This window comes from Paenibacillus vulneris, from assembly GCF_039543185.1.
Classification (GTDB): domain Bacteria; phylum Bacillota; class Bacilli; order Paenibacillales; family NBRC-103111; genus Paenibacillus_S; species Paenibacillus_S vulneris.
In genome coordinates this window covers 547,270-568,637 of the sequence record NZ_BAABJG010000006.1, presented here as the reverse complement: position 1 = coordinate 568,637, position 21,368 = coordinate 547,270, and the positions used below count along the sequence as shown (strand labels likewise).

Below are 21,368 nucleotides of genomic sequence, written 5' to 3'. Positions count from 1 at the left end.
TCATGCGCTCGAAGCATCGGAATAAAGCTCGATGATCAGCAGCACGTTGCGTATAATATGGAACGGATCTTTGACAGGCAGAGCCACAACTTTGTCCATCGGCTCTCCGCTGCGGTCGCGAATCTGAATCCATTCCCCGATCCGAGGGTCCGTGTGGGGAAATGTCCGAAAGATATAATCATGCGTCTGCCTATACAGCTCCTTGAAGCCCGGATCGCCGGACAGCTCATAGGCCAATAAAGAGGCATATAGCGCTTCGGAATGAGGCCACCACAGCTTGGTGTCCCATGTATCCAGAATCAGCGCTTCGTAAGGGTCTCCTGTCCGCTGGCCTGTCGGCGGGCCGCCGTCCTGGTCGACAAAGCGCAGCAGGCCTCCTTGCTCCGTATCCCATCCCAGCTCAAAGGCCTTTCGAATGACGGGCAGCGCTTGAGTAATGAGATCCTCCCGGCCCAGCTGCCTGGCTGCCTGAATGACGAACCACATGCATTCCAGCGTATGGCCGGGATTGACGTGGCGGCATAGAACGGTAGGAGGTGTCTCGCCGCTGACAGGGAGCAGCTCGGCAATCCGCTGATCGGGCATGCGGAACTCTGTCATGATGGATTCCGCATAATGGAGGCAATCCTTCTTGAGACGCTCGTATGCAGGATGGCGGAAATGCTGCAGCGCCTCCATAAGCTGCTCGGAAATATTCAGCATAATCATGGTGACAGAGTGGGACTTCAAGCCTTGAGGGATTGGATAGGGCTCACTGCGGATTTGCCCATCCCGCAAGCGAAGCCGTATCCGGTCATATCGTTCGAGCGCGTCGTTCGCGAGCTCCTGTCGTCCGCTGCAGCGGGATAATTCGGCAAATCCGAGCACGACGAAGCAATCCGCATAAAAGCTCGTGTCGAAGCCCTCGCCCGGAACGCTCTCCTTCATGCGGCCGTCCTCCGTCAGGAGAAAGGCACAATTCCCGTTGCTGAGGACGACATGGTTCTTGAGAAACGCCGCTGCATGCTCCGCTTCTCGTTGAAAGACAGAAGCTTCCCCTGGCAGTACACCCTGGTCGATTAATCTTGCAATCCGGGACCAGATCCAGAGGAATCGTCCTTGCGACCAGGTATACTTATCGGTGCTGACAAGCTCGTTTCCCGAATTGGTAAAGCAGGTAAACAGGCCTCCGTGACGCTGATCTACTGCACGTTTCCAGAAGGGAAGCAGGTCTTCCAGCAGGTGGCGTTTATAAAATGACAGCAGCGTACGGGGGTCCCAAGCTTCGTTCATGATGCTGTTCATACCAAGTTCCTCCTGTAGATGGGAGCAAGTTTCGCAACGGTTCGGTTCAACTGTACTTGCTCCCCGCGATTCGGTTCATTTTAAACTTTCATTCCATGATCTGAAGAATTTGCTTCCTTCGCATCGGCACTAAGCGATTGCAGGAGCTCCTCAACCTTTGGAGCAACCGGGGCGCTGCCTTTGAGCCAGCCCATGCCGATAAACAGAATGGCCGAAACAACAACGGGAGAAGCCACCAGTGTTGCCGTACTGACAGTAATCACATATTTGACGATAACGAAGGTGACAATCCCGGCCGCCCAGGATACGATAGCGGCCGTGGAATCGCTGCGCTTGAAGGCAGGGATCAAGCCGAGCAGCATCGGGATCGAGATCGGACCGACCAGAGCGCCGAACCAGACGATAAGCAGATTCAATATGCCGCCGAAGGTGCTGGAATACACCGCTATAATAAGGGTAAGCACCACGAAGGTGATCATCGCCCCGCGGGCGACGCGAAGCGCTGCTTTCTCGCTAAGCGAGCGGTATCGCTTGGACATTACAGGCAGTATATCGCGGGTAATTACCGCTGTAATGGCATTGGCGTCCGACGTGGTCATAGCCATCGTATGTGCAAACATGGAGGCCAGCACCAGGCCGATCAAGCCGTGCGGCAGCAGATCCATCGTCATCATCGAGTAAGACTGGGTCGGATCCTTCAAGTTTTGATAGAAGAGGGGGGCGGCCCACATAGGGAAGAACAGGATGAGAGGCCATACCAGATACAGCACACCGGACAGCAAGGCCGCTTTGCGTGCCTCGGAGCCGTTCGGAGAAGCGATGTAGCGCTGCGCCAGGTTCCATGTGCCGCCGTTGTAGCTAAGGAAGTCAATCAGAACGTAAGCAAGGACGAATCCTAAGGTATACGGACCGACCAAAGGCTGACTGTGGGAAGGGGGAAGCTTATCCCAAATGCCTGTAATCGCTTCCATTCCGCCGAGCTTCATGACCACGATGACGAACATGGCGATTCCTGCAATGAGCTGAACGATGAATTGGGCAAAGTCGGTCCAGGCATCCGCCCACAAGCCGCCGATAGCTGAGTAAATAAGGGAGATCAAGCCGGATAAAAAGATGCCCAGATTTAACGGGACCCCGGCGAATACATTGAGGATAACGGCGATGGCGGCCCATTTGGCCCCGACGTCAAACAGCTTGAGCAGCACGCCGCTCCAGGCCATCAATTGCTGGGTAGGCACGTTGTATCTGGTGGAAAGATACTCCATGGGGGATTCGATATTCATCCGTTGGCGCAGCCGGGCCCAGCGGGGAGCGATAAGGGCGGCGCCTGCAAATACCGCTATGGATACCGGAATGGCCCACCATACGTACAGCGTGAACCCGTAAGTATAAGCAACACCCGCATAGGCGACAAAGACAGCCGCGCTGTAACCGGACATGTGATGAGAAATGCCGGACAGCCACCAAGGCATCTTACCGCCTGCCGCAAAAAAGTCTTGAGTACCGCTGATTTGGCGAAAAGACCAAATCCCGATGCCCACCATGAGAAGGAAAAACAGCCCCAACACGATCCAGTCTAACATTGACATAATGGAGTTCACCTCTGCATTTTTAATAGGATGCGGACAATTAATCCTAAACTAGGACTAATTCACACTACTAAATTAACACGCTTACATTTCCTGTGTCAATCGTCTATTCACCATTTTGTCACTTTATTTTATGGCAAGAAAAAAGCTGTTATTCCTTTTCGAAATCAAGAATAACAGCGAAAGCGGCCCCGATGCCGGAGGCAAAATGACTTTTGATGAACCGTATGCGGGTCTTCTCGGTCGGAAATTGTAACGCCCGGCTTTCAACAGAGGACATCACCGATTGCTTGAAGGCTTCCACCTTCTCAAACGGACTGTCGATGACGATAACCCCGGGATTCAGCAGCAAAATAATTTGCGAGACGGCGATACCGGCATATTGACCGGCGCGCCGCATGAGGTCATTGAAGGAAGCAGATCCAGCCCCTTGGCTCGACAGATACGGCTCCAAATCCGCATCCGTTCGGATATCGGGAAGCTGCTCTTGTACTTGTCTCATGATCGCGGGAATGCTGACCAAGGCTTCCAGGCAGCCTCTTTGGCCGCAGCTGCAGAGAGGCCCGTTGGGCTCCACACACAAATGTCCTACCTCCCCGGCTGTCCAGCTGGCCCCGCTATAAATTTGGCTGTCAATGATATGAGCTCCCCCTATGCCCTCGTCAATCCGCATATAGAAGGAGTTCGACGCATGCTCGGCAGGAAGCCCGGAGGATGGGGCTATGGCCGCCGCCTTCACAAGGTTCAGCACCTTGGTTTTTACCGGGAGTCTGGCGTCCATCCTGTCTTTAAGACGCACGTTTCTCCAGCTTAAATGGGAGGAAAAGTGGACGACCCCCTCGATCGGATCGACCAAGGCCGGAACGGCAACTCCGATGCCAAGCACCTCGGGGTGCTGCTCTACAAGGGAGCTGCACAGCTGAATCAGCTTTTCAATATACGGATCAGGATCATCCCCGTCCATCGGAATGCTGCCCTTGTCCAACACGGTAGAGCAATAATCGGTAACGACGTACTGAAAATACGAATGCTGGATCAGGATGCCGATGCTTTTGTACGCTTCGGCCTGCAGCCGCAGCTGGATGCGCGGTCTGCCGACGCCCCCTTGTTCATCGATGCCGGCTTCCTTAATGACGCCGTCTTTAATAAATTTATCTACAATCAATGAAATCGTATTTTTGCTTAAACCCAAAGCGGCAGCGATTTCTTGTCTGGACGTGTGATGTCCTGCGCGAAGGAGCGCCAACGTCCGTTTTTCATTTTGCTGCCTTAGCAGGGCTGTACCTTTACTCATGAAATGAGGGGCCTCCTTACCCGAATATACCCTTACACTTCATAATAGCATATTTTAAAAAGACCTAGCTAATGGTCCTCAGGCCTGTTTCTAATGATAAACCTTGTAAATGTCTTGAAAAAAACAGTCTGTTCCAGCATGATGATGGTAAGTGCTCTATCCAATAAAAGGAGGAACCGTCCTATGAAGGTGCATTTTCTCGGAACGGCGGCTTTTGAAGGCATCCCGTCGCTCTTTTGCCAATGTCCGACTTGTGAGGAGGCCCGTGAACGCGGAGGGAAAAATATCCGCTCGCGCACATCCGTTATCATCGATAACGAGCTGAAGATCGACCTGCCGCCGGATACGCTATATCATTCTCATCGATATGGAATTCATATGAACCAGGTACGGGATTTGTTGATCACCCATTCGCATTCCGACCACTTGTATGCCGAAGATATGGTCATTCGGGCCAAAGGGTTTGCGCAGTACGGGGGTAGCCCCCTTCATGTCTACGGCCACGACCTTCCTCTGAGGCTCTGCCTTCAGACGCTTCAGGAGTACAACCACAGCTATGAATTTCATCGGGTGCTTCCGTTTGAGCCTGTCCAGACCCAAACGGCGACAATTGTTCCACTGCTGGCGGATCATGATAAGCGGGAAACCTGCTTGCTGTATTACATAGAAAAAGACGGGAAAACCATCCTTTACGGTCACGACAGCGGTTGGTTTCCCGAACAGACATGGGCCTGGCTGCAGGATAAAAAGCTGGATTTGGCGATTCTGGAATGCACCACCGGACGAAGTGTGCACCGTAACAATCATATGAACATCGAGGCTGTGATAGAGGCGAAGGCCTGGCTCGACGCCAACGGAGTGTTGAAGCCGGGAGCGCCGGCCGTCGTTACGCATTTCTCGCATAATGCAAGGCTGCTGCATGAAGATTTGATGGAGCTGTTCGAGCCGGCCGGTATCCAGGTCGCATATGACGGATGGGTGCTCTCATTGTGAAGCAAGATCGGATAGGCTACTGGGGATTTCATCTGGCGGGAGAGCGGAATTTAGCCTGCTGCTGCGATACCATAACAAATTGACAAGATGCAAGACACTCCGTACAATCTCCTTACGAATGCTAGATTTGGAGGAGAGACCTCATGTTTGATTGGGCCACCTTGAGTACGTTTGTAGCTGTCCTTATCGGGCTGTTTCTCGTGCCTGGTCCCGCTGTGCTGCTAACCGCCACCCGCGCCGTTCAAGGCGGGCCGAAGGCCGGCATTATGGCTGCGCTGGGCATCGCAACAGGTGATTTGCTTCATACTTTATTCGCTGCTATCGGGCTTTCGGCGATATTGATGACCTCGGCTATTGCATTTCAATTGGTCAAATATGCCGGAGCTGCCTATTTGATTTATTTGGGCATTCGTGCCCTAATCGAGAAGCCGTCCGATCCAGCGCTGCCGAAGGTTCAGGAGCTGCCGCCTCTGCTGTCCTTTGGGCAGGCGATAGTGACGGAGCTTTTGAATCCTAAGACAGCTCTATTCTTTTTAGCGTTTTTGCCCCAGTTTGTCCATCCGGAGCGGGGAGGATCGGTTCCCCAGTTCCTTATTCTCGGCCTTATCTTTGTCATACTGGGTACCCTATACACAATCGGGATAGCTCTAGGCATCCGTCAGCTGGGACGGCTGGTGAACAAAGTATCCTGGCTTGGTCGGTGGAGCGGCAAGCTGATCGGCGGCATTTATATTGGACTCGGACTTAAAGTCGCGATGCAGAATCGTTGAGGGCGGGAATCCATTGGAATAAGGGAAAAAAGAAGTCGACGGCGCGCACTGTCGGCTTTTTTCTTTTGCAGGCCAGCCGGGTGTGGAATAACAATAATTAGAACATGTGAAGCAGAGCGGGCCACAGTCTCAGGGGGACGCCGCAATGAGGACAGTCTGACTCACCCGCTAACCAGGGGAGCTGAGCTAGAAATGCCTCATCTTCAATCCGCTTGGCTTGGAGATACAGGTGCTTCCAGTTAAGCTCCTCGATCGTCTCCGAGGGCCGGACCTCTATCCGGAGGCCTTCTTTTTTTGGAGCAAACACGGGATCCTCCTTATACAGGAGCAGCGGACCGCTCTGCTGAGCGTCCGGCCACAAATACACGTCTTCACCGCAAGCCGGACACCCGAGGACGTATTCCTCGCCGTCCGGGAAAACAGTCAGCATGGAGGCCGCATCCCTGAAGCCTGCATAGGTGGCGGAAGCGGCAAGAAAGTATCGCTTCTCCGTCTCTTTAGTTCGTACATAGGAGACGAGCGATTCTCCCAAACCGGCCAGAACCGCTAGAGCCTCCCGATACGCCCGATAGATCTCCTTGGCCGCCTCTGGCTCCAGAGCTATACGGTCTCTGGCAAACTCGGCCGGAATCTCGCAATCCGGTTCATTGGGATTATTCGCTTCGAACATGCCGCAAGAGATGTAAATATCCAGCTGCGTCTCCAGATGGCCGGACGTTTGCGCGAGCATGACCAGATGAGGGACGGCAGCGTAGGTACAGCTGTATATCGTATTTTGATGAAAAAGCTGCTCCCAATACAATTCGTCCCGAACCTCAGGGTCGTATTGCTCTTTCAATCGGCTGAGCAGCATAGGGACCCTGTGCGACGATCCGAAGGGACCGCGCAGCTCTTGCCATCGGGGATCCGATAATAACAGCATTCCTTCAACCTCTTTCTCTATTCAGGTCGGGTGAGTCTGAATTTTTCTTTTATTATACCTGAGGGGGAATGGGCCGGTAACTCAACAGAAGGCCTATTTTCCAGGGCGCTAATGGCATCGCCTCCGACAGAGTCTGCCGCATGGAATGGGAAAAAGAGGAATAAATGGTTTCTAATGATTTTTTAACATGGTAGAACGGATGCCCTCGTTGTACATTAGTTTAGAGGAATGCTTTTATCGGAAGGGAGTGCTGGGATGGATCATAAAGCCAAAGCCGTCTGGAATGAATGGTCGGATACATGGTACAGGCAGTATAGAACAGAGGAGGCCATTGCGAAGCTCATAGACAATCCTGCGTCGGCATTTCATCCGGCCGCTTTCGCCTTGTTGAACAAGGCGCTGCCCAGCTTTCAGGGCAAAAAAATATGTGTTCCGTCAAGCGGGGATAACCATGCCGTATTCGCTTTTCATTTGCTCGGAGCTCAAGTAACATCATGTGATATCTCAGAGCGGCAATTGGAAAACAGCGAAGCGATAGCCCGCCAATACGGTTGGGACATTGAGTTTGTATGCGATGACACGATGGAATTAAGCAAGCTGCAAAGCGGGGCATACGATTTGGTATACACCTCTAACGGGGTCCATATCTGGATTCATGATCTTGCGTCCATGTATACCCAGATACATAGAATTCTTAAGGATCAAGGTGCTTATCTGATGTATGATGTACATCCATTTAACCGTCCGTTCGGGAAAAATACCGATACACTGCAGGTTGTCTATCCGTATGATTCTATCATTCGTTACGAGAACGATGAGGTTCCCAGATATGCCTGGCGTGTTCAGGATCTGTTGAATGCTATCGTTTCATCCGGCCTCAGCTTGAAGCAAATCGAAGAAATGGCGGATGAAGCGGGTTCATTTTGGATCGACGATTCGCAGCAGGAACGGGACGGGGTTTCCAAAGAAGAGCTTGACCGTCTGAGCAGCTGGCAAAGCAATCCCCTGGCGGCTCTTCCTCAATGGCTGTCGATATATGCGGTTAAATAGCAGGAAGTTATATCATGATTGGCAGCATGTTGGTTTGGCGCAAGCCGGTCATCATATAAAACAGTTACACCGCAATGTGGAAGTATATGGTATAATTTTCATTTGAAGTCAACTTTTCTGAGGAGGTTGAAGATGAAGCTGCGTTATGGGCATCCGGAGGAAGCCGGAATGTGTGAATCGCGTATCGCCAGATTGGAGTCGCTGCAGCAGCAATGGGTCGACAGCGGGGTCGCACCGATTATCGTTTCATTAATTGCACGCAAAGGCATCATCGTTTCCCACAAGCTGTATGTCGATCCTGAATACGATAAAGCCTACGGCCCGATGAAGCTGGACACGATATTTCAGCTGGCCTCGATCTCCAAGCCGGTAACGGCCACCGCTATCCTGATGCTGGCGGAAGAGGGGAAAGTATCCGTCGCTTTACCGGTGCAGGATTACATACCCGAATTTGTCGGCGAAAAAAAAGAAAACGTTCTCATCCACCATCTATTGACCCACACCTCCGGAATCGACACATCGAACGTATGGAAATTATCAAATAACCCCGAATTTGTCAGCCAGATGAACAGCTGTCCGGATAATCAGCATCCGGAGGTTTATAAATATGTGACGGCCGGATATACGGCCCCGTTGTCCGCATTCCCCGGAACGGAGATGAGCTATTGCAGCTACGGCTTTGTGCTGCTGACGGAAATCATCCGTCGCGTAACCGTGCAAAGCTTCGAGCAGTTTATGGCGGAGCGAATGTTCCGGCCGTTAGGAATGAAGGATACTACGTTTGTCGTACCTCCCGAGCAATATGCACGGGTAGCCAAGCATCCGCCGAATGCTCCGTTCCCGAGCTTTGCTGATTATGAGAATTTGACGGTTCCGTGGGGAAGCAGCGGATTATGCTCTACCGCATACGATATGGCGGTATTTTGCCAAACCTTTTTAAACGGCGGAACCTATGAAGGAAACAGGCTTCTCAGCAAACTAAGCGTTCAAAAAATGACCACGAATCAGGTTCCCGGCGTTTCATCGCGGCTTGGGGAGGAATTTTTTAAGGAAGCCTCCTGGGGACTGGGCTGGAATGTGAGCGGAACCAAGCATGATTACACAGGGACCTTAAGGTCCGAGAGGACATATTCCCACTCCGGCCGCGGCAATACGCAGATTATGGTGGACCCGGATAACGAACTCATTGCAATAAATTTCCAAGTGACGATGAAGAGAATCAAGGATCGTCCCTATCATTATTTTGAATATTTTAATGACGCAGCGTTAGCTTGTATTGTCGATTAATTCGCTTAAAGGGATAAGCTGTATAATATAGCAGCCTGAACGAGGCTGACCGGTTTGATCTGGCGGCCTCGTTCGGCGATGCTAGGCTGGGCGCGGACTCGATAACCCTTCTATTATTCTGCGTGTTCAATGCGCTGTCTAATAATCACCTTACAACGATTATGAAAAAACATAGGGGTCATAATAATTTCGGTAGTTGCACCTATCGCTTCATATCCTTGTACTCGTAATTCTTCTTCAAGCTTTGCTTTGGTTAGCGCAATGTCGTCATAGAAGCCTTCGTGCAAAATTTGTGCGAACATGCCGCCGGGGACCGTATTGAAGTAAATGGAAGGGTCGATGGAGCCCAGACTATCTACCATCGCACTATGCAGATGCTGATCCTCCAGATAATCGGGTACGCAGATCATAAAGGTAATGAGAGTCTCCTTCCCGGTTCGATCCTCACATTCAAATTCCGCCGGCCCAATAATAAAATTTTTATTGAGGTGTTTTACCGTGTAATGCTTCATCCGGTTTAAGCATTTGTAAATTTTGTTGGAATCCAGCAGCTTGCGGATATCAAAGGCACCTACTTTCGTCGTCATGATATACTTCAAATCCGGCAAGGTATGTATTCTGACCTGCTTGCTCTTTTCTCCTGTGGAAAATACTCCTTTTAATTGCTTTTTCAAATCATCTTTAACGATTTTGGTTAATGTCATAGGTTCCCGCCGCCTTTATGGAATTATTTTAGACCATGCTTTCCTGAGGGCATTTGCACGCTGTGTATTTCCCAACCATCGGGTACTTATTGGAAATAACAATTCGCTGCGAAATAAGGGAAATCCTTCCTGTGTTTTTGGAGAAGAATAGTGACGATGGAACCATAGATAGGAGTGGGGACATTGAATTAAATCAAAAATTTCCCAGGCAATCTCAGTCTGTTCTGATACTATGATTAATGATAAAACAAAGATAGGGGATGGAAGCTTGAGTGATAAGGAAGCTATACGTTTAACCGCCCGCGATCTGATGGAGCTCCATGTCGAGGCGTTGTTTACCTGCGATTCGAACAAGCGTCTTTGGCTGATTAACGAGCCTTGGCCGGGAGAGGCGCAGGCGCCCCGTTTTTTCCTGGGATGTACGATAGAGGGAGGGACTCTCTGCCGGTTCCGGCATGATGTCCCGGAGGAACTGATTGAACAGCTGGAGGCGTTGTGCACTGACGAGCCTCTCGTCACGGATTTACGGACGAAACCCAAGCATTTTGAAACCTACATGGCTCTCCTTCACGGGGAGCGATTTACGATGGGCCCTTGTTTTCAAATTCCCGATAAGCTGACTCCGTCCATGCAGGTGGTCACAATCACGAGGGATAACGGGATGGACTATTTGCGGAACGGTTTTGAATGGCTGCTTTCAGAGATAGACTACGCCCAGCCCTGTGTAGCACTAGTGCGCGAGGGTCAAGCCGTTTCAATCTGCCGGAGCGTTCGTATCACTCTTAAGGCCCACGAGGCGGGACTTGAAACATTGGAGGCATTCCGCGGCCAAGGATATGCGGCTGAAGCGGTCGCCGGATGGGCGGCAGCAGTGAGGGAATCAGGGGCTCTTCCTTTATATAGCACGTCATGGGACAATCTGGCCTCTCAGAGCGTAGCTAGAAAAACAGCCCTGTCCTTGTACGGAGCCAATTTCACTATCACATAGTTGTTGCTATAGCCTCAGGCTATAACTAGATATAGATAAATGGAGTTACCCTTTCGCTTCCGTTTCATGGTATCTTTTTGTAAACATCTTGTATTTAGGGAGGTCCCTAATAGGATGAACGATCAATATGGTTTCAAGCCAAATGAGGTTGCAAGGATAGTACGACGCTTTGGTCTGGATTTTTATGAAAAAGCTATGAGAGAACTGGACACCTTCTCTGATAAATGGGGCCTGAGCCGCTTACGATTGATTCCTTCCTATTCGGCAAATTTAGTTGTAAAATGCCATTCGGACATTTTTGGAAGCGCCGTGCTTAAAATAGGAAATCCCGCGCAGGTAGCAACAGAGTATGGGGCCTTGCTTGAATATAACGGTGGACGGTTTTGTACCGTGTTTGCCGCTGATGTTGAAAGGGGAGTCCTGCTGGAAGAGCAGGTGCAACCGGGGAAGTCTTTAAGGGATGAAGAATCTCTTCACAGGAGATTAGCGGTATTCTGTTCGTTGTATCAAGGTTTGCATAGAATGCCCTCCAACTCAGGAGCCTTTCCAACTTATACGGAATGGGTAAGCAGAATAACGGATTACATGAGCAAGCAGGAGCTCTATACAGAATTATATTTGCATATGAAAAAAGCAAAAGATATTTGCTTATCGGTTTCATCTGCATTTTCGCAAATCATGCTGCTTCATGGCGACTTCCATCATGATAATATTTTATTATGCGGGCATGAAACATATAAAATTATCGATCCTAAAGGCGTACTAGGCGATCCGGTATTTGATGTTCCGCGGTTTATATTGAATGAATTTGAAGATGAGAAAAACTCGGAATTACATGGCAAAATAGCGGATATTATAGCTTTCTTAGAAAAGACCCTTCATATTCCGAACGAAGTTTTGAAAAAATGCCTCTACGTCGAAGCCGCTATGGGAGTGTGCTGGCGTATAGAAGACGGAATAGCCTCCGAGGAATATTCAAGTCTGCTAGAGGAGATTGCTTTTGTCGAAGCAATAATGAATACATGATGTGCTGTACCGGGTTTGGAGGTCAAGGGATTGGAACAAGACCAATTGCGAAAAAAGAGATTGAAACGAGCAGCTCTCCTCATCTTTGCCGTTCAAAGCCTGCATGGCGGCAGCTGATTATATCCTTGATCGTATGGGTTTGAGCCATAATTACTACTACCTCATACTGCTGCTGTTTTTCATTGCAAGCTGGTCTTATTTGCACTATCAAGAGCGTAAATAGGATCAGGCGCACTGCTAGGTGCAAAAAGGAAATTGACAGCTTCATACTGAATAGTAAATAAATACTAAATTAGGAGCGGCGAGAACATGCTAAAAGAGAAAATACAAAAGAAAGAGACCGGCATTGTCGTGTACGGTATGACTCCGCCAAAAGCAGCGCATACACCGGAAAAAATCGCGGAAATTGCGCAGAAACAAGTGGAAAGAATAAAGGATCTCGATATCGACGCACTGCTTCTGTACGACGTTCAGGAAGAAGCGGACAGGGTAGAGGAAGAGCGGCCTTTTCCGTATCTGCCGACTATCGATCCTACAACCTATAGCCATGAATATTTAAGTGAGCTGCAGGTTCCCCGCATTATTTACCGCTGTGTAGGAAAATACAGTGAGGAACAGTTTGTGGACTGGCTGGCCGCGGATAGGGATCAGGAACGGTTCTCCGTCTATGTCGGTGCTTCCTCCAGCAAGCAGGAGGTTCAGCTGGATTTATCCGGTGCTTATCAATTAAGCAGGCAGCATAACAGCCGGTTAACGTTTGGGGGAGTCGTCATCCCTGAGAGACATATGACAAAGAATGACGAGCATCTGCGTGTCGTCCATAAGGTCAAGAACGGATGCTCCTTCTTCGTGTCCCAAGCCACCTATAATGTAGAGGCATCGAAAAACTTTTTGTCGGATTATTATTACTACTGTCAAAATAACGGATTGGACATGGTGCCAATCTTGTTTAATCTTGCCCCTTGCGGCTCCATCAAAACGTTGGATTTTATGAAGTGGCTCGGGATCAGCATACCGGCGTGGCTGGAAAATGATCTGAAATACTCCAGCGATGTTCTGGAGAAATCCATCACATGGTCTCAAAAAATCTTTGAAGATCTGTTTGATTTTGCGCTTGAAAAAGGAATCCCTATCGGCTGCAGCGTCGAAAGCGTCTCTACCCGGAAAATAGAAATCGAGGCATCCGTGCAGCTGGTTAAGGATATAAAGTCCATGCTGGATAAGAAATTGCCGGCAGCCCCAATCCAGATGCTCCGCTAACGGGAACGAGGAGGGGACGAGGTTCGTATGGAAGCTGCTTTATACCATTCATCACACAGTAAGCCGTTATATAAGCTGGTTCATGATCATATCATTCAAATCCCTCCTTATATCGGGATAACCTTCGATGAGTTCCTTACGATCTTGCATAACCCGTGCCATATGACGGATAAGATCTACGGCTCATTTGAACGGAATATCGTTACGCTGGTTGGAATTGTTAATGGGGGGCTATTCGCGGCGGCTCAAATTACTTTTCCCGTCAAATCCGAGGATGGGGACGCCGGAGATACAACGGAAGCGATACTGAACTGGCTGTTTGCAGACAGATGCAGGCAGCACGATACGGCATCTTTTTATAAAGCTATTTTACAGGTAGTGAACGATAAGGGATACCAAAGACTTACGACTTCGAGAAACCCGTTTGGGTCCGGCTGGTCAGGAATCCCGGATGCTTGGCCGCATCTATTGCAAGCCATGTCGACAGCAACGTCGACTGTAGATATATGGGATAGTTATTGGTTTCATTCAGGGAGCAGAGAAGAGACTATTAGCTCTTTAATAGAGGCAGAGGTTACGGATAATCTTCCTGAGCTTCAGGTGCATTTTCAATTTTTCCTGGGGGACCAAGACTTAGGAGAAATAGATGTATGGTTCCCCTCGGAGGCAGCACGCAGTTTAAGACAAGCGGGAGTGGCCGACGTAGAGTGGATCCAGGTATCGGAGCCCTATCAGGGCAAACGGTATGGTGAAAAACTGCTAAGATATGCTCAAGCCTATTGTGCCGGCATGGGCTATCCCCGTTTAGTCTTATGGACCCAGGAGGAGCCTATGTGGAGGCTTGCAGCAAGAATAGGTTATGATAAGGGCCCCCGGTTTCATTGGATAACTCAGGAGATAGCACCAGCCCGGCCGTAGGGATATCCCACTGGAGTATATTGGCAATAGTTCAAGCCCGATAGGTTTTTACAACAAAACTCAGCTAGCTTTCTTCCACAGGAAGGAAGCTTTTTTTCTTTTTCTGTACCCGGTATTGATAGAAAATGGGCTTTTGCAACGTATGAATAAGTAGGAAAGCGGTGAAACAGGGAGGCTGGAATGAAGAATAGGGAAACGGACTTGGCTGCCGAATTGCGAAAGCGCAACGAAAAAGCTTTATATAGGCTGATTGATTTATACGGAGGGCTGATTCGAAGCATTATCCGCACCCACATTCCAAATCCGGATGCTCTGGATGAATGTATGGATGACGTTTTGCTCTCCATTTGGAACCATATCGATACATATGACGAGGAGAAAAATTCTTTTAAAAACTGGGTCGTCGCGGTAACCAAATACAAATCCATTGATTACAGGCGGTCTTATGCAAGATTTCATAAGAAGTATCCTATGGAAGAGACCGACTTGGACCGTTTGGTAGACTCAGCGGAGCCCTCGAAGGATGAAATCAGCTGCGAAATGGAACAGCTTCTGGGACACTTAAAGGCTCACGATAGGGAACTTCTTGTTAAGCATTATGTGAAGGAATACAGCATTGACGAAATCGCCGTAGATATGGGAGTACAACGATCTTGGATTTACAATCGCTTGTCGAGGGCGCGTCAAAAGCTGCGTGAAATAATGAAAAAAAGAAACGGCATTGATGTTTAGCGGGGTGATGGGATGAAACGTGATTTTGAAATGTTGAATGAGATAAGCGTAGATTTGTCGCGGTATGATGCGGAGGAGCTAAGTTATTTCGAAAGAAAGCGGATCAAGAAACGAATCAGCCGCAAATTGGGAAAGAAGTCACCGCTTCCCCGTATAGCTGTAGTTGCCGTGTTGTGCGGGTCCCTCTTGTGGCTTCCCGCCATTCAATCGGATGTCAGAGCTGCCTTTTACGGGCTAGCCTCCAGTATTCCTGCAGTGCGTGGCATGCTGGACTTATTCGTCGGGCAGCCGGAACAGCGGCTGGCGGAGTATAAGACTACCGTCGGACAAACGGTGAGTGATAATGGAATCGACGTTCGCCTTGATGAGGTGCTTATAGACACAGGGCGACTAATTATCAGCAGCACCTTCCATTCGGATAAGATAAATCTGGAAGATGCGCTGAGCCCTTTTCCTAGCGTATATATCAATGGCAAGGACGTTATGAAAAATGGCGGGGGAGGCAACGGAAACAAAGCCAAGATCGACGATAACACGTATTCCTTTATCTCCTCTGTGAATTTGAACGGTACAACGATAGAGGGGGATTTGGAGATTAGGATAGTTTATAAGGATTTAGACTTTGCAGGAAATGAACCTGCTCATAAGGGGAACTGGGGCTTCACCCTCCACACCTCTGCCGAGAAGCTCTTGGGAGATACCAGGACGATTGCCATTGATAGATCATTCTCTTTGGATAACGGGCAGCAAATCCGCATCGAAGCTATGGAATTAAGTCCTATATCGACAACGATTCATTATCACATTCTCAATGGAAAAGATTTGGACGTGCTCTTTCAGGTAATAGGGTCGGATGGCAGCCGGCTGATACCCGTCTCGGCAGTTACAATGTCCCAAAATAGTCATATCCGATTCCCCAAGCTGCCGGAGGACCTACCCTCGCTAACCGTTGTTCCTTATGTGATATCCGGTGAAGAAGGGTCAAAGCAACCGAAAGAAAAGACGTTCCTCGAGAAAGAGAGCTTTGAAGTAAAGATCAAGTAGTGAAAAATGATAAATTTAAGGAATCTATTCACGTTAAAGCGAGGCTGCCGGATGGCGGCCTTGCTGCGCTGTAGAGATATCCTGCTTCCCCTACGAAAAAATCGATAAGGAGAAAATATTTTTGTTTGTTTTGTTTTGTTTTTCAACATAAAACACTATATTCAAAAATAAACAAATATGATAAGATGTAAACAAAACAAAATAAACATCTAAGCGGAGGTTTAATCATGGTACAAAGTTTATGGGATGCATCCAAAGCAGCAGAGCTCACTACAGGTCTTGATCAATTGGTTTATCGCTCGAATCTGATAGGTACGGATCGTCGCGTATGTAACTACGGCGGCGGGAACACCTCCAGCAAAACGATCGTGAAGGATTTCCGCGGTCGCGACGTCGAAGTTATGTTTGTCAAAGGCAGCGGCTCTGATCTTGCTACGATGAAAGCGTCTAATTTTACCGGCTTGCGCATGGATGACATTCGTCCATTGTATGAAAGAGACGAGATGTCGGACGAAGATATGGTTGCCTATCTGGCAAATTGTATGATTGACGCCAAGCATCCGCGTGCTTCTATCGAAACTTTGCTTCATGCATTTCTTCCATTTAAACATGTAGACCACACTCATCCTGACTCCATCATCAGCCTTTGCTGCGCAGATAACGGCAAGGAGCTGGCCCGTGAAATTTTTGGAGACCGTTTCGTATGGGTTCCTTACATCCGTCCAGGCTTCAAATTGTCCAAAATGATCGCAGAAGGCGTAAGAAACAACCCGAAAGCCGAGCTTGTCCTTATGGAGAAACACGGTCTTGTGACTTGGGGAGAAACCTCCGAAGAGGCTTATGCGCAAACGATTAAAATCATCACTGAAGCGGAAAGCTTTATCGAAGCACGCATTAACGAAAGCAAAGTATTCGGCGGCGTGAAGCATGGTGCGTTGACGGCTGAGCAGCGCAGAAGCATTGCTGCACAAGTGATGCCTGCGATCCGCGGAGCTGTTAGCGATGCTAAGAAAATGATTCTTTCCTTCGATGACGCTGAAGATGTATTGCAATTCGTAGGCGGACAGGATTCTGCCAAGCTGTCGCAAGTCGGCGCCGCTTGCCCGGATCACCTGGTGCATACGAAGGTCGTACCGTTGTTCATCGATTGGACTCCGAACGCAGACGATGTAGACGGATTGAAAGCCAAATTAAAAGAAGGCATTGCTGCCTATAAAGAAGAATACAAAGCTTACTTCGAGCGCAACAAAAACGAAGGCGACGTCATGTTCGAAGCTGCGCCGCGCGTTATTCTGATCCCAGGCGTAGGGATGATCAACACCGGCAAAAGCTGGGCGATGTCTCAAGTGAGCGGCGCATTGTACCATCGTGCGATTGCCGTTATGAGAGGCGCAACGGCTCTTGGCCAATTCGTTTCCCTGAGCGAAAATGAATCCTACAACGTCGAGTACTGGCCGCTTGAGCTTTACAAGCTGTCCCTGGCCCCGGCAGAGGCGGAATTCTCCCGCAAAGTTGCGTTCATCACAGGCGGAGCAGGCGGTATCGGCAGTGAAACAGCTCGTCGTTTGGTTTCCGAAGGCGCTCATGTAGTGCTGGCGGATTTGAACCTGGAGGGCGCAGAGAAGGTCGCTTCGGAAATTAACGCAAAGTTTGGCGAGAACCGTGCGATCGCCGTTAAGATGGATGTAACGAGCGAAGAGATGGTTAAGGCTGCTTATGCCGAAATGGCTCTGGCTTACGGCGGCGTAGATATTATCGTCAACAACGCAGGTCTGGCTACGTCCAGCCCATTCGATCAAACCTCGCTCAAAGAATGGAACTTGAACATGAGCGTGCTTGGCACAGGCTATTTCCTCGTTGCCCGTGAAGCCTTCATCCTGATGAAGGAGCAAGCTATCGGCGGCAACATGGTATTCATCGGCTCCAAGAACTCGGTTTATGCCGGCAAGAGCGCATCGGCTTACAGCGCGGCCAAAGCACTGGAAGCTCACCTTGCGCGTTGTATTGCAGCAGAGGGCGGCGAATTCGGCATTCGCGTCAACACGATCCTGCCTGACGCCATCCTTCAAGGCTCGGCGATCTGGAACGGCAACTGGCGCAATGAACGCGCTGCGGCATACGGCATTGAACCGGATCAATTGGAAGAGTACTACCGCAAACGTACGACCTTGCTTGTTAATATTTATCCGCGCGATATTGCGGAAGGCGTTGCATTCTTCGCTTCTTCGAAATCGGACAAAACCACAGGCTGCATGCTGACTATCGACGGCGGCGTACCTGCTGCGTTCACCCGTTAATCGGTCTTATCCTAATGATCATCATTTGAAGGGAGAGTTGTCATATGCCATCGGCTACTGGGGAAAAAGTATGGATTATTCCTGACGGTTACATTCCGGAGGTGAGCTCCGGAGCGTTAACCAGTCATGAATCGATCTGCGTATTGAATACCGCGTCGGAGGATGCCCGCCTTACCATCACGATCTTCTTTGAAGATCGTGATCCGCTGGAGGATATTGCGGAAGTGGTTCAGGCCCGCCGTACGAAGCATATCCGCACAAGCTCTTTAGCCAAGGACGGAAAATCCATTCCTGTTGGCGTTCCGTATGCCATTGAAGTGAAGAGCGATATTCCTGTTATTGTGCAGTACAGCCGATTGGATGCGACTCAGGCTGAGAATGCTCTTATGTCCGTTATAGCTTATCCCATCAAATAATATAGAGGAGTTGTATCCATGGATAAAAAAGTTCAAGCCAATTATGAATTGGCTAAAGAGCTGTACGCAGCCCACGGCATTGATGTAGATCAAGTGCTTCAGCAGCTGGAACAAGTCAAAATTTCCATGCACTGCTGGCAAGGCGACGATGTAAAAGGATTCCTGAACCGTGATCAGGATCTGACCGGAGGTATTTCCGTAACCGGTAACTATCCGGGAGCAGCGCGTACTCCTGAAGAGCTTCGGGCAGACCTGGAAAAAGCGTTCTCCTTGATCCCCGGCAAGCATAAGGTGAATCTTCACGCCATCTATGCGGATACAGATGAGAAGGTAGAGCTCGATCAGCTTGAACCGAAGCATTTTGAAAACTGGGTACAGTGGGCGAAAGAGCAAGGCTTGGGTCTGGATTTTAACCCGACCTGCTTCTCTCACGAGAAATCCAGCGACGGCTTTACGTTGAGCCATGCTAACCCTGAAATTCGCCAATTCTGGATTGACCACTGCAAGGCTTCCCGGAAGATCGGGGCTTACTTCGGCGAGCAGCTGGGTCAAACCTGCGTGACGAACGTATGGATTCCGGACGGCTTCAAGGACGTTCCCGCTGACCGTATGGCTCCGAGACAACGCTTGAAATCCGCGCTGGACGAAGTATTTGCCGAAGAGATCAACCCGGCTTATAACCTGGATGCGGTAGAAAGCAAGCTGTTCGGGCTCGGCTCCGAAGCTTATGTGGTCGGTTCCCATGAATTTTATATGGGCTACGGCATTCAAAATAACAAGCTGATCTGTCTGGATGCAGGTCACTTCCATCCGACAGAAGTGATTTCTAATAAATTGTCCTCCCTGGCTCTCTTCACAGATGGCATTCTGCTGCATGTAAGCCGTCCGATGAGATGGGATAGCGACCACGTTGTCACTTTGGACGACGAATTGATCGATATCGGCCGGGAATTGGTTCGCGGCGGATTGCTCGATAAAACACATATCGGCCTGGATTTCTTTGATGCAAGCATCAACCGTGTGGCTGCTTGGGTTATCGGCACGCGCAACACGATCAAAGCGCTGCTGCGCGCCATGCTCGATCCGGTAGAAGCGTTGAAAAAAGCCGAGCTTGAGGGCGATTATACGACCCGCTTGGCCTTGACCGAAGAGTTCAAATCGTATCCTTTCGGCGCTGTATGGGATTACTACTGCGCATCCAAGGGTGTTCCTGTGCGTGAAGAGTGGCTTGCCGAGGTGAAAACCTACGAGCAAGAAGTACTGCTTAAGCGCGGCAACTAATTAACGAATAAGGGTGATACCTTTGGGAGACATTATTGCTTTTGATCTGGGGGCGAGCAGCGGAAGAGCGATGCTTGGCCGCCTGGTAAACGGCAAGATCGAAATCACCGAGCTTCACCGGTTTTCCAATGATCCAGTGCAGGTGGGCGACCGCCTGCATTGGGATCTATTGCGTTTATATCATGAAATCAAGCAAGGGCTGCTGATTGCCAAGAACAAGGGGATTGAAGTCTCAAGCATCGGGATCGATACTTGGGCCGTCGACTTTGGGTTTATCGGCGCCAACGGTGAGCTGATCGGCAATCCTTATCATTATCGGGACCGTCATACCGAGAATATGATGGAGAAGCTGTTCGAACAGATTCCGGCTTCCGACATTTTCGGAAAAACGGGCATACAGTTTTTGCAGTTCAATACGATCTTCCAGCTCTTTGCGTTGAAGCAGGCCCAATCTCCTTGGCTGCAAGAAGGTAACCGTTTTCTTATGATTCCGGATTTGCTGAGGTATTTCTTGACGGGAGAAATGCACAACGAATTCTCCAACGCAACGACAACCCAGCTGTTTAACCCGATCGAAGGAACGTGGGACAAAGAGCTTCTGAAACGGCTGGATTTGCCGGAAGCCTGGTTTGGCGAGGTGCTGCAGCCGGGCAGTCCGGCCGGGATGCTGCAAGCCTCCGTATGCGAGGAGCTGGGCATTCCTTCAGTTCCTGTTATCGCCGTGGCGGAGCACGATACAGGTTCCGCTGTTGCGGCTGTCCCGGCAACGGACCGTTCCTTCGCTTACTTAAGCTGCGGAACCTGGTCGCTGATGGGAACCGAGGTACAGCAGCCGGTCATTAATGAAACGGCGCAAAAGCTTAACTTCACTAACGAAGGCGGAGTGGAAGGAACCTACCGCTTACTCAAAAATATTATGGGCTTGTGGATTCTGCAGGAAAGCCGCCGTGTATGGGAGAAGGCAGGGAAATCCTATTCGTTCCCTGAGCTGGTTCTATTGGCTCGTGAAGCCAAGCCGTTCGGCGCCTTCATTGACCCGGATCATCCGATGTTCCTGGCTCCGGGCGACATGCCGACACGGATCGTTCAATACTGCCGTGAAACCGGGCAGCAGGCGCCGGAAACGGCCGGCGAGTTCGTTCGCTGCATCCTGGAGAGCTTGGCCTTGAAATACCGCTTTGTCTTCGAAATGACCGAGCGTTTATCGGGACAGCAATTCAACGGCCTGCATATGGTCGGTGGCGGCATTAACAACACGCTGCTGTGCCAATGGTCGGCGAATGCTATAGGCAAGCCTGTATGGGCAGGGCCTTCGGAAGGCAGCGCCATCGGCAATATGGCGGTGCAATGGATCGCCCAAGGCGTATTCGCCGATATTTGGGAAGCGCGTCAGGCTATCCGAAGCTCGTTCCCTGTTGAGGAATATCAACCTGAGGAACAGGAGCTGTGGGGGCCTGCTTACGACAGATTTGTTAAGCTGACAGGGCTTGCAGAATCATCTAATCTGTAAAGA

Annotated in this window: 19 protein-coding genes; 14 read left to right on the top strand and 5 right to left on the bottom strand. The window is 49.9% G+C overall.

The features are described from left to right. The 3 genes from ABEA66_RS08000 to ABEA66_RS07990 all read right to left on the bottom strand — a co-directional run bounded on the left by ABEA66_RS08000 (position 1) and on the right by ABEA66_RS07990 (position 4,167). Positions 1-1,284, bottom strand: coding sequence for an AGE family epimerase/isomerase (locus ABEA66_RS08000; protein ID WP_345587151.1), 1,284 nt, complete (start codon positions 1,282-1,284; stop codon positions 1-3). Between the two features lie 80 nt (positions 1,285-1,364). Next, positions 1,365-2,873 (bottom strand): sodium:solute symporter family protein, encoded by a 1,509-nt coding sequence (locus ABEA66_RS07995; protein WP_345587150.1) that lies wholly within the window; start codon positions 2,871-2,873, stop codon positions 1,365-1,367. Positions 2,874-3,024: 151 nt separating this feature from the next. Continuing rightward, positions 3,025-4,167, bottom strand: coding sequence for an ROK family transcriptional regulator (locus ABEA66_RS07990; RefSeq protein ID WP_079912218.1), 1,143 nt, complete (start codon positions 4,165-4,167; stop codon positions 3,025-3,027). A 183-nt stretch (positions 4,168-4,350) separates the two neighbouring features. On the opposite strand from ABEA66_RS07990, the gene ABEA66_RS07985 reads away from it, so the two are divergent. Continuing rightward, on the top strand, positions 4,351-5,160 hold the full coding sequence (locus ABEA66_RS07985) for an MBL fold metallo-hydrolase (protein ID WP_079912219.1): 810 nt from the start codon (positions 4,351-4,353) through the stop codon (positions 5,158-5,160). A 143-nt stretch (positions 5,161-5,303) separates the two neighbouring features. Beyond that, complete coding sequence (locus ABEA66_RS07980; RefSeq protein WP_079912220.1) at positions 5,304-5,930, top strand: LysE family translocator; 627 nt, start codon at positions 5,304-5,306, stop codon at positions 5,928-5,930. A gap of 97 nt (positions 5,931-6,027) precedes the next feature. On the opposite strand, the gene ABEA66_RS07975 is transcribed toward ABEA66_RS07980, so the two are convergent. After that, a complete protein-coding gene (locus ABEA66_RS07975) occupies positions 6,028-6,852 on the bottom strand; it encodes a hypothetical protein (protein ID WP_345587149.1) in 825 nt (274 codons plus the stop codon). Positions 6,853-7,107: 255 nt separating this feature from the next. Here ABEA66_RS07975 and ABEA66_RS07970 point away from each other — a divergent pair, with 255 nt between their 5' ends. After that, entirely contained in the window at positions 7,108-7,902 is a 795-nt protein-coding gene (locus ABEA66_RS07970) for a class I SAM-dependent methyltransferase (RefSeq protein ID WP_345587148.1), read from the top strand. Positions 7,903-8,034: 132 nt separating this feature from the next. Next, positions 8,035-9,189, top strand: a complete 1,155-nt coding sequence (locus ABEA66_RS07965; protein WP_345587147.1) for a serine hydrolase domain-containing protein — start codon at positions 8,035-8,037, stop codon at positions 9,187-9,189. 113 nt (positions 9,190-9,302) lie between these two features. Here ABEA66_RS07965 and ABEA66_RS07960 read toward each other — a convergent pair whose 3' ends face one another. Next, a complete protein-coding gene (locus ABEA66_RS07960) occupies positions 9,303-9,893 on the bottom strand; it encodes a GyrI-like domain-containing protein (protein ID WP_345587146.1) in 591 nt (196 codons plus the stop codon). Positions 9,894-10,161: 268 nt separating this feature from the next. Between ABEA66_RS07960 and aac(2')-IIb the strand changes: the two genes are divergently transcribed. From aac(2')-IIb to ABEA66_RS07910, 10 genes are all read left to right on the top strand, one after another. Then, entirely contained in the window at positions 10,162-10,881 is a 720-nt protein-coding gene (gene aac(2')-IIb / locus ABEA66_RS07955; RefSeq protein WP_345587145.1) for a kasugamycin N-acetyltransferase AAC(2')-IIb, read from the top strand. A gap of 114 nt (positions 10,882-10,995) precedes the next feature. Then, positions 10,996-11,907 carry an aminoglycoside phosphotransferase family protein gene (locus ABEA66_RS07950; RefSeq protein ID WP_345587144.1) on the top strand — a complete coding sequence of 304 codons (912 nt, stop codon included), beginning with the start codon at positions 10,996-10,998 and terminating at the stop codon, positions 11,905-11,907. Positions 11,908-12,216: 309 nt separating this feature from the next. Next, entirely contained in the window at positions 12,217-13,167 is a 951-nt protein-coding gene (locus ABEA66_RS07945) for a methylenetetrahydrofolate reductase (protein ID WP_345587143.1), read from the top strand. A gap of 27 nt (positions 13,168-13,194) precedes the next feature. Further along, positions 13,195-14,085, top strand: a complete 891-nt coding sequence (locus ABEA66_RS07940) for a GNAT family N-acetyltransferase (RefSeq protein ID WP_345587142.1) — start codon at positions 13,195-13,197, stop codon at positions 14,083-14,085. 180 nt (positions 14,086-14,265) lie between these two features. Next, the gene (locus ABEA66_RS07935) at positions 14,266-14,817 is read left to right on the top strand and encodes a sigma-70 family RNA polymerase sigma factor (RefSeq protein ID WP_345587141.1); all 552 of its coding nucleotides are present in this window, start codon (positions 14,266-14,268) and stop codon (positions 14,815-14,817) included. Between the two features lie 12 nt (positions 14,818-14,829). After that, a complete protein-coding gene (locus ABEA66_RS07930) occupies positions 14,830-15,861 on the top strand; it encodes a DUF4179 domain-containing protein (RefSeq protein ID WP_345587140.1) in 1,032 nt (343 codons plus the stop codon). 227 nt (positions 15,862-16,088) lie between these two features. Beyond that, positions 16,089-18,158 carry a bifunctional aldolase/short-chain dehydrogenase gene (locus ABEA66_RS07925; protein WP_345587139.1) on the top strand — a complete coding sequence of 690 codons (2,070 nt, stop codon included), beginning with the start codon at positions 16,089-16,091 and terminating at the stop codon, positions 18,156-18,158. Between the two features lie 44 nt (positions 18,159-18,202). After that, positions 18,203-18,574: a sensory rhodopsin transducer gene (locus ABEA66_RS07920; protein ID WP_079912230.1), complete on the top strand. Its 372-nt coding sequence runs from the start codon at positions 18,203-18,205 to the stop codon at positions 18,572-18,574. 18 nt (positions 18,575-18,592) lie between these two features. After that, positions 18,593-19,855 (top strand): L-rhamnose isomerase, encoded by a 1,263-nt coding sequence (rhaA, locus tag ABEA66_RS07915; protein ID WP_079912231.1) that lies wholly within the window; start codon positions 18,593-18,595, stop codon positions 19,853-19,855. A 22-nt stretch (positions 19,856-19,877) separates the two neighbouring features. Then, entirely contained in the window at positions 19,878-21,365 is a 1,488-nt protein-coding gene (locus ABEA66_RS07910) for a rhamnulokinase (protein ID WP_345587138.1), read from the top strand. Positions 21,366-21,368: the final 3 nt, after the last annotated feature.